Here is a 14729-nt window from a genome sequence, read left to right as displayed (position 1 = left end):
CTGTCGGCTGACCGCGACAGGGCCCGGTGGTGGCCATCGGTAAGGAGAGGCAGCAAAAGCGCTGACTGTCTGTCCAGACCGGTTTCGAGAGGGAGCCCGTGAGGGCTCCGGTAAATCTCCGTGTGCAGGATGTCCCTGATGTCACTCACACCTACAGCACTAAACCGGCATCAGCCGGCATCCTGCACCCCTCATACCGCCAGGCGGAAACGCCGTGGCGCTGAAAGTGTTTCGTCCTCCCCCGCCGGGGGAGGTGTCCCGAAGGGACGGAGGGGGCTGGTGCAGGATGAAGCGCCGAATACCCCCATCGACCCGCGGCCTTGCCGCGGCCCACTTCCCCCGGCGGGGGAAGACGAAATCCCTACACCGCCTCAGTCGCCGAAGCCGATTTCGTCGATCAGGTCGGAGCCCATGGTGATGTCGTCGACGCGCGACGGGGCGAGCGTCATGACGGCTTCGGCGTAGAAATTCGCCAGCGCGATGCGCTGGGCCGCGAAGGCCGGATCGCCGACATTTTCCTTCTGCCGGCGGCGAGCGGCGACTGCGCCCACGCAAAGCAGCCAGCCGCCGACGGTTTCGCCGGCCAGGGTCAGGAAGGGCGTCGCGCCGGAGAGGCGGTCCTTCATGTCGCTTTCGGCCATCCAGTCGACCGCCTCGCGCAGTGCGTCGAGACTGTCTTCGAGACGCTCGCCGAGCGGCGGCAGGTCGGGATGGGAAGAGGTGTTGCAGGCCTCGATCGTCTGCTCGATATCGTCGAACAGCTCGTCGAAAGCGGCCCCGCCATCCATGTTCAGCTTGCGGCCGACCAGGTCGATGGCCTGGATCGCGTTCGTGCCCTCATAGATCGGAGTGATGCGGGCATCGCGCAGATGCTGGGCCGCGCCGGTCTCCTCGATATAGCCCATGCCGCCATGCACCTGGACGCCGGCCGATGCGACCTCGACACCGATATCAGTCGACCAGGCCTTGGCGATCGGCGTGAGCAGCTCCTCGCGGCGCTTGGCGGCGGCCTTTTCGTCGGCATCCTCGGCGTGTTCGGCCATGTCGGTGGCCACGGCGCAGGAGACGCAGATCGCGCGCGCTGCGGCGATCTTGGCGCGCATCAGCGAGAGCGTCCGCTTGATGTCGGGATGGTGGATGATGGCATGGGGCGCCGGCCCCTCGGCATCGACGGCGCGGCCCTGCTTGCGGTCCTGCGCATAGGCCAGCGCCTGCTGATAGGCGCGCTCGGCAATGCCGACGCCCTGGACGCCGACATTGAGACGGGCCGAATTCATCATCGTGAACATGCAGCGCATGCCGGCATTTTCCTCGCCGATCAGCCAGCCCTTCGCACCGGCATATTCCATGGTGCAGGTCGGCGAACCATGGATGCCCATCTTCTCTTCCAGCCCGATCGCCTGCAGCGAATTGCGCGACCCGTCCGGAAGGATTTTCGGTACCAGGAAGAGCGAGATGCCCTTTGTGCCTTCCGGCGCGCCCGGCGTCCGGGCGAGGACGAGATGGACGATATTCTCGGCGCAGTCGTGCTCGCCCCAGGTGATGAAGATCTTCTGGCCCGAGATCGCCCAGCTGCCGTCACCATTGGGCTCGGCCTTGGTGCGCAGCGCACCGACATCGGAACCGGCCTGCGGCTCGGTCAGATTCATCGTCGCCGACCATTCCGCGCTCAGCAGACGGCCGAGATAGCGCTCCTTGAGTTCGTCCGAGCCGTGCTCGATCAGCGCCTCGATGCCGCCATAGGTGAGCATCGGGCCCAGACCGAAGGCGAGATTGGCGCCCTGGATCATCTCCAGCACGGCAACGCCCAGCGCACGCGGCAGGCCCATTCCGCCAAGATCGGACGGGAATTGCAGCCCCTGCCAGCCACCCTCGACGAATTGCGCATAGGCTTCGGGGAAACCGCTGGGCGTCTTCACGGCGCCGTCGCTCAGCTTGCAATGCTCGGCATCGCCGACGCGGTTGAGCGGTGCCAGGACGTTCTCGGACAGCTTGGCGGCTTCCTCGAGAATGGCGCCCGTCAGGTCGGCGGTGAAATCGGGAAAGGCGCCCGTCGCCTTCAGCCCTTCGAACGCGGCGACTTCTTCCAGCGTGAAACGCAATTCGTCCACCGGTGCGCGATAGCTCATGCTCGATCTCCCGTTCGTCCGACCATTGTCCGTATTTTGTGGGCGGAACATAGCTCCTGATTTCAATGAAGCGAATCCGGAAACAGTGTTTTGTCCATCGAACGGCCATGTGTGGCTTTCAAGCCGCTGCAATACCACCCATATGAGACGCCATGACGCATCATCGCCGATACCGCCCCGTCCTCGCCGCGCTGGCCGTCAGCGCGGGCCTGGCTGCCTGCGCGACGCCGAGCACCGAGCCCGCGCGTCTTCCGGCAGGCGAATGGCGGCTCGACCCGGACCATGCGAGCGTGACCTGGCAGGTCCGGCATATGGGGCTGAGCTGGTATACCGGCCGCTTCGACGCGATCGACGCATCCCTCAGCCTCGACCCGGCCGAGCCGCAGGACGCAGTCCTGACCGCAATCGTCGAGGCCGGGTCCATCTCCACCGGCGACCCGGAATTCGACGCCGACCTGGCGGAGGACTGGCTCCATGCCGGCCGGCACCCCCAACTCGTATTCCGAAGCGGGCGTATCGAGGTTACGGGCGAGACGCACGGCATCGTACATGGCGAATTGACCCTCAACGGACAAACCGTGCCCGTCGAGATGACGACGGATTTCCATGGCGGCTTGCGCAACTGGCTGACCGGTCGCAACACCCTCGGTTTCAGCGGATATTTCGAGATCGACCGGACCGATTTCGGCGTGGACAATTTGCCGCAGACCGTCGTCGGGCACCAAATCCGTGTAAACGTCGAAGCGGAATTCCTTCGTCAGGGAGAAACGGAATGAACCCGACCTCGCGTTACAGCCATATCGCCATCACCCTTCACTGGGTCATCGCCATCCTGCTTGTCGGCATGGTCTTTTACGGCTGGTACATGGAGGGCGTCCGGGACGCCCTCTTCGCCGGAGACGCGACCCTCGAGGATGTCCGCTCCGTCTACAACACCCACAAGACCGTCGGCCTGGTCATCCTGGTTCTCAGCCTCGGCCGCCTCGCCTGGCGCCTGACCCATCCTGTGCCCGCCATGCCCGAGGGCATGAAACCCTGGGAACGCATGGCCGCCCACGCCACGCACTGGACCTTCTACGCGATCATGATCGGCATGCCGATCGGCGGCTGGGTCGCAGCGTCCTCCTCCGAGGAGCCGAGCTGGCTGCTCAACAATCCCGATCTCGTCCTGCCGCGCCTGCCGGTGCCGCAGAGCGAGGGGTTCCACGAGCTCGCGGGCAGCGCCCACGGCGCCGGCGGCTGGGTCATCCTGATCCTGCTCGGCCTGCATGTCGCAGCCGCGCTCAAGCACCAATTCCTCGACGGGGACAATCTGCTCGCCCGCATGCTCCCTTTCCTGAAAGGCTCGAAAGGCTAGTTTTCCATGCTGCGTCCTGTCGCGTTCATGTCTCCCCTTCTCCTCGCCACACCCGCCATGGCCCAGGACTGGATCGTCGACCATGACGCCAGCTCGGTCGGCTTCCGGACCGAGGCCTTCGGCGGATCCGTCGAAGGCGGGTTCAGCGAATGGCAGGCGCAGATCACCCTGGATCCGGACAATCTCGACCGAGCCCGGATATCGGCAACGGTCGAGACCGCAAGCGGCGATACGGGCAATGGGGAGATCAACCGGTCCATGCTCTCCACATCGGGCCTCGCCCCGGAAACCCATGCGGAAGCCCGCTTCGTATCCGAGGACATTCGCGTAACGCAGGACGGCTATGCCGCTCATGGCACGCTGACGATCAAGGACACCGCCCGCGACGCGGTCCTGCCCTTTACGCTCGATATCGCCGAAGGCCGTGCCGTGGCGGATGCCTCGCTGGAAATCGCCCGGACCGATTTCGGCGTGGGGCGTTCGAACTGGGGCGATACGGCGGCCCGGGTCACCATCATGATCCACATCGAGGCGGACGCGGCGGCGCAATAGTCTTGCCCGCCGCACCCTCTTGGCGCTAGCTCAGCGTCATGAGTGCGCCTGTCCGCCCCGCCAGCGATCCCGACGCTATCGCCGAAGCCGCCGCCATCATCCGTCGCGGAGGACTCGTCGCCATGCCCACGGAGACCGTCTACGGCCTCGCCGCCGATGCGACCAATCCCGATGCCGTTGCCCGGCTTTACGCCGCCAAGGGACGGCCGCGCTTCAACCCGCTCATCTCCCATGTCAGCGGTCCGGCGATGGCCCGCAGCCTCGCCGGATGGCCTGATCTTGCCGGCGTGCTGGCAGATCGCTTCTGGCCGGGACCGCTGACGCTGGTCCTGCCGCGCAGACCCGACACACCTGTCTGCGAGTTGGCCACGGCCGGGCTCGACACCCTCGCCCTGCGCATGCCGCGCCATGACGCTGCGCGGGCCCTGATCGAAGCGGCCGGCGGGCCGCTCGTCGCCCCCAGCGCCAATCCCTCGGGCTCGATCAGTCCGACGACGGCGCAGCATGTGTCAGACGGGCTCGGCGAGAGGATCGATCTGATCCTCGACGGAGGCGCCTGCCCGGTTGGCGTCGAGTCGAGCGTCGTCGCTGTGCTCGACGGAGGGGCCACCCTGCTGCGCCCCGGCGGTCTGGAACGCGAGGCGATCGAAGCCGTCACCGGCCCGCTCGCTGCAGCCGGAGAGGCGGACGCGCCCGCGTCGCCGGGCATGCTGAAAAGCCATTACGCTCCGAAGGCCGCCATGCGTCTCGACGCCCGTTCGGCAACGACCGGCGAAGTCATGCTCGGCTTCGGCACCATTGAGGGCGACATCAACCTCTCGCCCTCCGGCGACCTTGTGGAAGCCGCCGCCCGGCTGTTCGCCAGTCTGCGCGAACTTGACGCACGCGGTGCCCGCTTGATCGCGGTAGCCCCCATCCCCAGACTGGGGCTGGGAGAAGCGATCAACGACCGACTGCAACGCGCTGCTGCCCCCAAGGACGATACAGAACCGGACCCTGTCTCATGACCATCCATGCTGCCCTCCCCGCCGACCTCGCAGAACGCCTCAAACATGTCGTCGGCCCGAAGGGCTGGAGCGAGGATGCCCATGAGCTCGAGCCGCATGTCGCGGACTGGCGCGGCCGCTACAAGGGGCACACGCCCCTTCTGCTCAAACCCGCCAGCACGCCGGAAGTTTCCGCCATCGTCACGCTGTGCGCCGAAGCCGGTGTCGCTGTGACGCCGCAGGGCGGCAATACCTCGCTGTGCGGAGCCTCCACGCCTCAGGGCGAAGTGCTGATTTCGCTGAAGCGCATGAATGCCGTGCGCGAAATCGATCCCGACAATGATTCCATGACCGTCGAGGCCGGCTGCGTGCTGGAAAGCCTGCAGCAGGTCGCCGCCGAGGCAGACCGTCTCTTCCCGCTCTCGCTGGGTTCGCAGGGCTCGGCCATGATCGGCGGGCTGATCTCGACCAATGCAGGCGGCGTGCACGTGCTGCGCTACGGCATGACGCGCGAACTGGTCCTCGGTCTTGAAGCGGTGCTGCCCGACGGCACGATCTGGAGCGGGCTGACCGGCCTTCGCAAGGACAATACCGGCTACGACATCAAACAGCTCCTGATCGGGGCCGAAGGCACGCTGGGGATTGTCACCGCTGCCACGCTCAAACTGTTCCCGCGCCCGGAACGCATGGAAGTCGCCTTCTGCGGCGTGAGCTCGGTCGCCGACGCGGTCAAATTCCTCGCCCTGGCGAAAAAGGCATCCGGCGGTGCGGTCACGGCGTTCGAGATCATGCCGTCCCTGGCTCTGGAATTCGTGCTTGCTCACGTACCCGACACACGCGACCCGCTGGAGGGCAAGCATCCCTGGTATGTGGTCTGCGAAATGAGTTTCGGCCGCGCCGAGGGTGCCCGCGACACCCTGGAAGCGGCTCTGGAAAGTGCGTTCGAGGCGGGGCTCGTCCTGGATGCGGCGATCGCCGAAAACGACAGCCAGGCGCGCGATTTCTGGCGTCTGCGGGAAAGCATCGCCGAAGCCGAACGCAGTCAGGGCAAGGCGCTCAAGCACGATGTGTCCATTCCGGTCTCGAAGATGCCGGCCTTTATCGACACGGCAAATGCACGCCTCGAAGAGATCGTCCCAGAGGGTATCGTGGTCGCCTTCGGCCATGTCGGGGATGGCAATGTGCATTACAATGTCGTCGGCCTGGACGACGCGACTCGCCAGTCCCTCCTGGATCAATCGGACGCAGTTTCCAAAGCGGTCTACGACACGGTCGATGAATTCGGCGGCTCGATCTCGGCCGAACATGGCATCGGCATCCTCAAGCGCGGGGAACTGGCCAGCCGCAAGCCGGTCGATGTGGCGGTGATGAAAGCCATCAAGCAGGCGCTCGATCCCAAGGGCATCATGAATCCGCGCGTACTGCTGGACCAGGGGACGTCATAGAATTCCCCCACTGCCGGCATTGAGAAAACTCATGGCCGGCATGGAGCTCACGGCCTTTCCCCGCTGCTCGCCGTCACCTATTTTCCGGGTGAAGGAGACTTGTTCATGCTGATTCTGCTGTCGCCCGCCAAGAATATGAGTTTCGACCCGATCGAACGCGAGCTGCCCGCGACCGAGCCGGCGCTCATCGACGAAACGCGCATCCTCTCGAAAACGACGCGGCAGCTGTCGGCGAGCCAGATCAAGTCGATGATGAAGATCAATGACGATCTCGCCCGTCTCAATCGCGAACGCTTCCAGGCCTTCGACGCCGACCAGCCGGGCGAGAAGCAGGCCGCTTTCGCCTTCAATGGAGAGGTCGCGCGCGGCCTTGATGCGGCCAGCCTCTCCGACGAGGACCTCGCCTACGCGCAGGATCATCTGCGCATCCTCTCGGGCATGTATGGCGCGCTGCGCCCGCTCGACGCCATCCATCCCTACCGGCTGGAAATGGGCCGCAAGCTGCACACGCGCCGCGGCGAGACGCTCTATGATTTCTGGGGCGACAAGATCGCGAAACACCTCAACAGCCTGCAGGCGGACGCCGACGAGCCGGTCATCCTGAACCTGGCCTCGAACGAGTATTTCAAGTCGGTCGACAAGAAGACGATCAAGGGCCGGGTCATCACCGCGAATTTCAAGGAAGAGAAGGACGGCCAGCTGCGCGCGCTGATGGTCTACGCCAAGAAGGCCCGCGGCATGATGGCCCGCTGGGCGATCCAGAACCGGATCGAGGATCCGGCCGATCTGAAGAAATTCGACCTTGGCGGCTATCGCTTCGACCCGGAAGGCTCGAAAGACGGCGACCTCCTCTTCACCCGCCCACAGCCCGTAACGGCGACGCAGAAGAAGAAGGCGGCTTAAGGCCACTTGACCTCCCCCGCCCCATCGCCTTTCTTGCGCAAAAGCCAAACTTGAAAGGTGGTTCATGTCTGGAATTCGTACGGATCTGACGGGGCAGGTCGCTCTCATCACCGGCTCGACGAGCGGGATCGGCGCGGCCATGGCCGAGGCGCTGGCCGAGAATGGCGCGAATATCGTGCTGAACGGCCTGGGCGATCCGGACGAGATCGAGGCGCTGCGGAGCCGGATCGCCGACGATCACGGCGTCGAGGTTCGCTATCACGGCGCCAATATGATGAAGCCGGACGAGATCGCCGACATGGTTGCCTATGCCGAAAAGGAATTCGGCCGGCTCGACATTCTCATGAGCAATGCCGGCATCCAGAATGTGGCGCCGGTCGACGAATTCCCGGACGAAAAATGGGATGCGATCATCGCCATCAACCTCTCCTCGGTCTTCCACGCGGCCAAGCATGCCCTGCCGATCATGAAGCGCCAGGGCAAGGGGCGGATCGTCAATCTGGCCTCGGTACACGGCCTCGTCGCCTCGCCCTACAAGTCCGCCTATGTCGCCGCCAAGCATGGCGTGATCGGCTTCACCAAGACACTCGCCCTCGAGATCGCCGAGACCGGCATCACCTGCAATGCGATCTGCCCGGGCTATGTGAAGACGCCACTGGTCGAGAACCAGATCGCGGACACGGCGAAAGTGCGCGGGATTTCCGAGGAAGAGGTCGTGCGCGACGTCATGCTCGCCGCCCAGCCGACCAAGCAGTTCGTGACCTATGAACAGCTCGCCGGTGCGCTCCTCTATCTTGTCTCCGACGCCGGTGCCAATATGAACGGCACGCAGATCACGGTGGACGGCGGATGGACGGCGAAATAGGCGCAGCGGCAAACCTCTCTTGTCTTCAGGGACTTCTAAGATGAGTGAACGCCAGCAGCCTGTGCCGGGGGCCGGGCTCGTCGTGTTCCGCGGCGAGGACGTACTGCTCATCAAGCGGGGCAAGCCGCCCTATGCCGGCCAGTGGTCGCTGCCGGGCGGCAAGATCGAATACGGCGAGACCGCCGCCGAAGCGGCGCTGCGCGAACTGGACGAGGAAACGGGCACGACGGCCCGCATTATCGGCCTTATCGACATCATCGACTCCATCGGCCTGCGCGAACCCGGCAAGCCCGGCGACTGGCACTATCTACTGGTCGATTTCGTGGCCGAATGGACCGGCGGCGACCCCGTCGCCGACGACGATGTGGACGATGCCGCATTCTTCCCCTTCGACGAGGCCGTCAGCCTGACGAAATGGGACCGCACCCGCGATGTGCTGGGTCGGGCCCGGGCCCTCATCGAGGCGCACCGCGCCAGCGATCGGCTCGAGACGCAGCCTTGAGCCGGCCACAATCCGTGCGATGATAACGGCCATGCGACTGATTGCCTGTTTCCTGCTCCTGTCCGCCTTCGCCACGGTCAGCCCGGCCGCCCTGGCGCAGAAGCCGCGCAGTTATGAGCCGACCCGGCCCGCACAGCCGGTGCAACAGGAAGAGCGCCAGGACGAAACGGCAGACGAACTCGCGCCCGGCCTCGCCGAAGAGCTGGATCTCGAACGCACCCTGCCCTTCCTCGCCTATACGCTCGGCGAGCTTCACTATCTCGCCTATGCCTGCGAAGGTCTCGACGCGCAGCAATGGCGCGATCGCATGGTGGAATTCCTGGCCATGGAAGCGGCGGAAGACAATCGCCTGCGCAACCGGCTGATCAACAGCTTCAACCAGGGCTATCGCTCGCAGCAGCGCTACAGGGCCCGCTGCGGTCCGGAAGCCGACGCGGAGCGCCGGGCGCTGGCCCATCGCGGCCGCGATCTCGCGGAGATGCTGCGTTCGGCCTATTTCGACTAGGCCAGGCGCTTACCCGTAATAGGCATCCTCGGCCGCACGGAGTTTTTCCTCCTCCTTGTGCGGCGGCAGGATTTCCATCTTCACGTGGCGGCGGCGATTGGTCGAGATCACGAAGAAGCGCTTGTCCGGGAAGTCGAGCTTGCACTCGAGCATGGCCGATGTGATCAGGTCGACATTCTTCAGATCGTCGTCGGACATGCCGAAGGAGTGCGGCAGGTCGCGCCCGTAATCCTCCAGCCCTTTCTCGACGCATTGACGGATGGCGCGGCGCTTGAGGCCGGCCGTGGTCAGATGCGGGCCCAGTTCCTCGCGGATTTCAGGATTGGAGCACGGATAGATGGCCAGATAGTTCGGCTCTTCCGGCAGATGCCCCGCCTCGACGATGAGCTTCAGGGCCGCCTTGATGGTCTCGCGGGAATGCTGCCGCGCGGTCACGATCGCGACCGGACGGCGCTTCAGCACCGCGTATTTGAAGATTTCCCAGGACGGCCCCTTCCAGCTCGCCGTATCGAGCGCCCGGCGCACGTCGCGCAACAGGTATTCCTCGCCATTGCGGTCCTGGCCGTCGGCGAATTCGCGATAGGAACGCTGCGGCGGATCGGCCCAGTCTTCCCACAGCCCCGGCACGCCGAGATAAGCCTTGATGTCCTCATACTCGTGCTGGCGCATGGCCCGCTCTTCGCCGGTCATCGTATTGAGCAGATGAATCCGCGTCGGCAGGTGGAGGATATTTTCGTCGATGTCGAAGAAATAGAAGCTCTTGCGTTCCACGGCACGCTTTCCCTGGCGGCTTCCGCCCCGGCGAACGCGGCGGTTTTGCCGCCTTCATAGAGGGATGAGCGCCAAGAGCAAGTTTTCCACTGCCCGGCGCCCGCTCCCCTGAACCCGGCGCCCCTAGTAGTCGGCGTAGGATTTTTCCTCGACGATGGTCGAGCCGAGCAGGACATTGATGTCCTTCTTGAGCGCAGCGCGCTTGTCGTTTGTGACGTAGACCGCACGGGCAAGGCGGATGAATTCGTCGCCGAAATCGCCATTGCGCTCGCAATCGCGAATATCGTCCTCGATCTCCCAGAGCGCCTCGTTGACCTCCTGCAGCGCCTTGTCGAGGCGAGCCATCTCCTCGCTCTCCTCGATCGCTTCGGCGCGGGTCTTGTTGAGGATGTCCAGCTCGGTGCGGACATTCTTCAGCTTCTCGGCATCCTTGATGCGCTCGGACTTGATGCGAAGGATGGTGATCTTGTCGATCAGCTCGCCCGGAGCGATCGCGGTCATGATGGTCGTGGTCACGGAATTCCGCCCTTTGCTTGTTCCTGCGGCTATCTAGCCGGAATTGTTTAAGTCTTCGGAAGCGCTTCCTGGAAGCGCACCGGCGCGCCGGCGCCCCGGGTCACCAGTTCGCCATCTCGCATCACGGACTGGCCGCGCACGATCGTGCCGACCGGCCAGCCGGTCACGCTCATCCCGTCGAACGGCGTCCAGCCCGACTTCGAGGCCGACCAGTCGTCGGTGATGGTCTCGGTGCGCTTCATGTCGATCAGGGTGAAGTCGGCATCCCAGCCCTCCGCCATCCGGCCCTTGTTGGCGATGCCGAAAATGCGCTGGGCTCCGTGCGAGGTCAGGTCGACGAAGCGTTCGATCGACATGCGGCCGGCATTGACGTGGTCCAGCATGACCGGGACCAGGGTTTGCACGCCCGGCATGCCGGACGGGCTCTGGGGATAGGGTTTGGCCTTTTCCTCGAGCGTGTGCGGCGCGTGGTCCGAGCCGATCACGTCGACAATGCCCTGCTGCAGGCCGCGCCACAGCCCGGCCCGGTGATGCGCATCGCGCAGCGGCGGGTTCATCTGGGCACGCGAACCGATGCGTTCGTAGATTTCCGGTCCTTCCAGGGTGAGGTGCTGGGGCGTCGCCTCGACGCTCGCGATATCGCGATGCTGGGCGAGGAAGTCCATCTCCTCGGCCGTCGAGATGTGCAGGACGTGGATCCGCTTGCCCGTCTTGCGCGCCAGTCGCACAAGACGCTTGGTGGACATGATCGCCGCCTCGGCATCGCGTACCACCGGATGGCTGGTCCAGTCGCCGTCGACCGCCAGGCTGCGGCGCTCCTCGAGCCGGTATTCGTCCTCGGAGTGGAAGGCCGCGCGGCGGTTGATCGCGTTGAGGACGCGCTCGACGCCTTCGTCATCCTTGACCAGGAGCGAGCCGGTCGAGGCGCCCATGAAGACCTTGACGCCGCAACAGCCGACCATCTTCTCCATGACCGGGAGCACGTCCGCATTCTCGCTGGTCGCGCCGGCATAGAAGGCGTGGTCGCAATGCATGCGCCCTTTCGCACGGTTCAGCTTGTCCGTCATCATGTCCGGCGAGGTCGTGGTGGGCTCGGTGTTCGGCATCTCGAACACCGCCGTGACACCGCCAAGCACCGCGCAGAGCGAACCGGACTGGAGGTCTTCCTTCCACTCCATGCCGGGTTCGCGGAAGTGGACCTGCGTGTCGATCACGCCCGGTACGACGAGCAGGCCGCTGCAGTCGATCGTCTCGCCGGCCGAGGCCTGGCCGAGATCGCCGATCTTCGCGATCCTGCCGTCGATCACGCCGATATCGGCGATGCCGCGTCCATTGTGATTGACGACGTCGCCGCCCTTGAGAATGAGGTCGAAGGTCTGGCTCATGGCTGGGTCCTTTCGAACAGTTTGCGGGCGGCATCGTAGACGGTATCGACCGTCAGGTCTGCCAGCAGGCTTTCATGATGCTTGCGCCGGTCCTCATGGGCCGAGTCGATGGCCTCGAAGGAGGTCGGCGAGCGGACGAACTCGCTGGTCTCGCCCCAGGGGGCATAGCACCGGTCGTCGGACGGGCCGAACAGGCCCAGCGTCGGCACGCCCATCGCCGCGGCCATGTGCATCAGACCGCTGTCATTCCCGACATACATGCGGCAGCGCTCGAGGCAGGCCGCCGTCTCGGGAAGCCCCAGGCCCAGCAGGTCGATGAATGTCGTATCCGGCAGCGCGTCGTAGATCGGCTGGGCGTAATCATGGTCCTTCGGACCGCCCAGCATGACGACCGTACCGCCCGGCATCGGACCGTCCGGCGCGGTGAAACGGGCGATGAAGGCCGCGAAATGCCCGGCCGGCCAGACCTTGAAAATCCAGGAGGCCGACGGGCAGATCGCCAGATAGGGGCCGTTCTCAGGAATGAGCCGAACGCCCTCGGCCCGCGCCTCATCGGTGAGATAGATGATCGGGTCCGGTGGCGGATCGAGGCGCAGAACGCTGGCCGCTTCACGAACCTTGGCGACGGGCTTCCGGGCCTGTTTGAGTATGCGCCGCTCGCCGGCATTGAGCGCCCAGGCCGTTGCCGAACAACGCATGTCCACGACGAGATCCCAGCGCGTTCCCACGGTGTTGCGCCACAGGTCGAACCAGTGAGCGCCGGCTTTTTTCTTGGCCATGACGATAAGGCGCTCGAGGCGCGGCACGCCCTCGAAAAGCGAGGCCGCGAGCGGACCGCAAGCGATGGTGAAACGAGCCTCGGGCCGGGTCTCGACGAGATGCCTCAACACGCCGGAATTGATGATCGCATCGCCGATCCGGGTGGAGGTGATGAAAAGCACGCGTTCCATGGCTGCCGCAAATAGCGCGGCCACGAGGGCTTGGCCAGCCGGGATGACAATGCCATATGCGGGGCATGACACAGACCAGTCCCGAACTCTTCGCCCTGCCCGGCCGCGCCGTGATTTCCGTCGCCGGCCCGGAGGCCCGCGCCTTCCTGCAGCGGGTCATCACCGCCGATATCGAAGCGCTGGAGACCGGCCAGTGCCGGCCGGGCGCGCTGCTGACGCCCCAGGGCAAGATCCTCGTCGATTTCCTCATCTTCGCGGAAGGCGATGCGGTCTGGCTCGACGTGCCCGAAGCCGTCGCGGAAGGTCTCGTCAAACGCCTCTCCCTCTTTCGCCTTCGGGCCAAAGCCGAGGTCGTGCTGAACACCGACCTGGTCGCCGTCTGGGCCTCCGCGCCTTTCGAGGGCTCGGCCCCCGATCCGCGTCTGGACGGCCGCATCCATCGCGGTCTCGCGCCGGCGACCGGCGCACCGACGGAAAAACCGCTCGACGCGATCGAGATCATGGCCGGCGTCGCCGTGCTCGGCCGCGATTACGGCGAGGCGGAAGTCTTTCCGACCGACGTCAATCTCGACATCTATGGCGGCGTGGGCTGGAAGAAGGGGTGTTTCATCGGCCAGGAAGTCGTCTCGCGCATGAAGCGCCGCGGCACGATCCGCAAGCGCGCCCTGCCCGCCGTGTTCGCCGGCGACGCGCCGCCGCGCGGAACGCCCGTCATGGCCGGCCCCTCGACCATCGGCGCCATCTCCTCGACCCACGCCAATCACGCCGTCCTCGTAGCCCGCCTCGACCGGCTGCAATCGGCCGAGCACTATTGCGAAGCCGACGGGCAGGAAGCCAATATCACCGTGCCGGCGGAATTCTGGCCGGCACCGGCGGCGGACAAGGTGGAATGAGTATGACCGAGCCCTGTCGCTGCGCCTGGGTGAATACCCCCGACCCCATCTATGCCGAGTATCACGATACCGAGTGGGGCGTGCCCGAATACGACAGCCGGGCGCTCTGGGAAAAGCTGATGCTGGACGGCTTCCAGGCCGGCCTCGCCTGGATCACCATTTTGCGCAAGCGCGAGACCATGCGCGAGGCCTTCGACGGCTTCCGCCCGGAGATCATCGCCCGCTATAGCGATGCCGACCGCGAACGCCTGCTCGCCAATCCCGGTATCATCCGCTCGCGGTCCAAGATCGATGCGGCCATCGGCAATGCGCAGGCCTATCTGGATATGGCCGAGGCCGGCATCGATTTCTCCGAGCATCTGTGGAGCTTCGTCGACGGCAAGCCGGTCCAGAACCGGTTCGCCAGCCTCGCCGATATCCCCACCAAAACGCCCGCCTCGGAAGCCCTGTCGAAAGATCTCAAGAAGCGCGGCTTCAAATTCGTCGGCCCCGTCATCGTCTACGCCTTCATGCAGGCCGTCGGCATGGTCAACGACCATGAATTCTCGTGCCACAGATACGACAAGGTCCGCGCGATGGCCGGCCCTCGCTGACCCGTCGACGTCTCGCCGCACCTCCCGTCTTACGTCTTCCCCCGCGAGCGGGGCCTTTGATTCCGACGCCCTTGCAACGCTGCCTTTCGTCTTCCCCCGCCGGGGGAAGTGGGCCGCGGCAAGGCCGCGGGTCGATGGGGGTATTCGGCGCTTCATCCTGCACCAGCCCCTCCGTCCCTTCGGGACACCTCCCCCGGCGGGGGAGGACGAAACACTTTCAGCGCCACGACCTTGCGGCCTGGCGGTATGAGGGGTGCAGGATGCCGGCTGATGCCGGAGTGTTGCTATAAGTGTGAGTGACATCAGGGACATCCTGCACACGGAGATTTACTGGAGCCCTCACGGGCTCCCTCTCGAAACCGGTCTGGACAGACAGT

16 protein-coding genes are annotated in these 14729 nt (G+C 65.1%); 11 read left to right on the top strand and 5 right to left on the bottom strand.

What is annotated here, in order from left to right; genetic code table 11:
* Window positions 1-371: 371 nt before the first annotated feature.
* Window positions 372-2129 (bottom strand): acyl-CoA dehydrogenase, encoded by a 1758-nt coding sequence (locus AC13HB_RS00155; protein ID WP_482947689.1) that lies wholly within the window; start codon window positions 2127-2129, stop codon window positions 372-374.
* A gap of 152 nt (window positions 2130-2281) precedes the next feature.
* On the opposite strand from AC13HB_RS00155, the gene AC13HB_RS00150 reads away from it, so the two are divergent.
* The 9 genes from AC13HB_RS00150 (at window position 2282) to AC13HB_RS00110 (ending at window position 9244) form a co-directional block, all read left to right on the top strand.
* The gene (locus tag AC13HB_RS00150) at window positions 2282-2905 is read left to right on the top strand and encodes a YceI family protein (protein WP_482947688.1); all 624 of its coding nucleotides are present in this window, start codon (window positions 2282-2284) and stop codon (window positions 2903-2905) included.
* Complete coding sequence (locus tag AC13HB_RS00145) at window positions 2902-3486, top strand: cytochrome b (protein ID WP_482947687.1); 585 nt, start codon at window positions 2902-2904, stop codon at window positions 3484-3486. The genes AC13HB_RS00150 and AC13HB_RS00145 overlap by 4 nt, the downstream gene beginning before the upstream one ends.
* Before the next feature lie 27 nt (window positions 3487-3513).
* The gene (locus tag AC13HB_RS00140) at window positions 3514-4038 is read left to right on the top strand and encodes a YceI family protein (protein WP_482947686.1); all 525 of its coding nucleotides are present in this window, start codon (window positions 3514-3516) and stop codon (window positions 4036-4038) included.
* Between the two features lie 38 nt (window positions 4039-4076).
* Window positions 4077-5045 carry an L-threonylcarbamoyladenylate synthase gene (locus AC13HB_RS00135; protein WP_482947685.1) on the top strand — a complete coding sequence of 323 codons (969 nt, stop codon included), beginning with the start codon at window positions 4077-4079 and terminating at the stop codon, window positions 5043-5045.
* A complete protein-coding gene (locus tag AC13HB_RS00130; protein WP_482947684.1) occupies window positions 5042-6469 on the top strand; it encodes an FAD-binding oxidoreductase in 1428 nt (475 codons plus the stop codon). Before AC13HB_RS00135 ends, AC13HB_RS00130 begins: the two co-directional genes overlap by 4 nt.
* A 105-nt stretch (window positions 6470-6574) precedes the next feature.
* A complete protein-coding gene (gene yaaA / locus AC13HB_RS00125; protein ID WP_482947683.1) occupies window positions 6575-7372 on the top strand; it encodes a peroxide stress protein YaaA in 798 nt (265 codons plus the stop codon).
* A 64-nt stretch (window positions 7373-7436) separates the two neighbouring features.
* The gene (locus tag AC13HB_RS00120) at window positions 7437-8237 is read left to right on the top strand and encodes a 3-hydroxybutyrate dehydrogenase (protein WP_482947682.1); all 801 of its coding nucleotides are present in this window, start codon (window positions 7437-7439) and stop codon (window positions 8235-8237) included.
* A 40-nt stretch (window positions 8238-8277) separates the two neighbouring features.
* A complete protein-coding gene (locus AC13HB_RS00115; RefSeq protein ID WP_482947681.1) occupies window positions 8278-8739 on the top strand; it encodes an NUDIX hydrolase in 462 nt (153 codons plus the stop codon).
* Between the two features lie 31 nt (window positions 8740-8770).
* Window positions 8771-9244 carry a TIGR02301 family protein gene (locus AC13HB_RS00110; protein ID WP_482947680.1) on the top strand — a complete coding sequence of 158 codons (474 nt, stop codon included), beginning with the start codon at window positions 8771-8773 and terminating at the stop codon, window positions 9242-9244.
* A gap of 9 nt (window positions 9245-9253) precedes the next feature.
* On the opposite strand, the gene AC13HB_RS00105 is transcribed toward AC13HB_RS00110, so the two are convergent.
* From AC13HB_RS00105 to AC13HB_RS00090, 4 genes are all read right to left on the bottom strand, one after another.
* Window positions 9254-10015 carry a hypothetical protein gene (locus AC13HB_RS00105; protein WP_482947679.1) on the bottom strand — a complete coding sequence of 254 codons (762 nt, stop codon included), beginning with the start codon at window positions 10013-10015 and terminating at the stop codon, window positions 9254-9256.
* A 123-nt stretch (window positions 10016-10138) separates the two neighbouring features.
* A complete protein-coding gene (locus tag AC13HB_RS00100) occupies window positions 10139-10531 on the bottom strand; it encodes a DUF6165 family protein (protein WP_482947678.1) in 393 nt (130 codons plus the stop codon).
* Between the two features lie 47 nt (window positions 10532-10578).
* On the bottom strand, window positions 10579-11916 hold the full coding sequence (locus AC13HB_RS00095; protein ID WP_482947677.1) for a dihydroorotase: 1338 nt from the start codon (window positions 11914-11916) through the stop codon (window positions 10579-10581).
* Window positions 11913-12866: a glycosyltransferase family 9 protein gene (locus AC13HB_RS00090; RefSeq protein WP_482947676.1), complete on the bottom strand. Its 954-nt coding sequence runs from the start codon at window positions 12864-12866 to the stop codon at window positions 11913-11915. Before AC13HB_RS00090 ends, AC13HB_RS00095 begins: the two co-directional genes overlap by 4 nt.
* 56 nt (window positions 12867-12922) lie before the next feature.
* On the opposite strand from AC13HB_RS00090, the gene ygfZ reads away from it, so the two are divergent.
* Window positions 12923-13759: a CAF17-like 4Fe-4S cluster assembly/insertion protein YgfZ gene (ygfZ, locus tag AC13HB_RS00085; protein ID WP_482947675.1), complete on the top strand. Its 837-nt coding sequence runs from the start codon at window positions 12923-12925 to the stop codon at window positions 13757-13759.
* A gap of 2 nt (window positions 13760-13761) precedes the next feature.
* Window positions 13762-14352, top strand: a complete 591-nt coding sequence (locus AC13HB_RS00080) for a DNA-3-methyladenine glycosylase I (RefSeq protein WP_482947674.1) — start codon at window positions 13762-13764, stop codon at window positions 14350-14352.
* Window positions 14353-14729: the final 377 nt, after the last annotated feature.

The organism is Maricaulis sp. B-26 (assembly GCF_056857855.1).
This window is presented reverse-complemented; position numbering and strand designations above follow the sequence as displayed.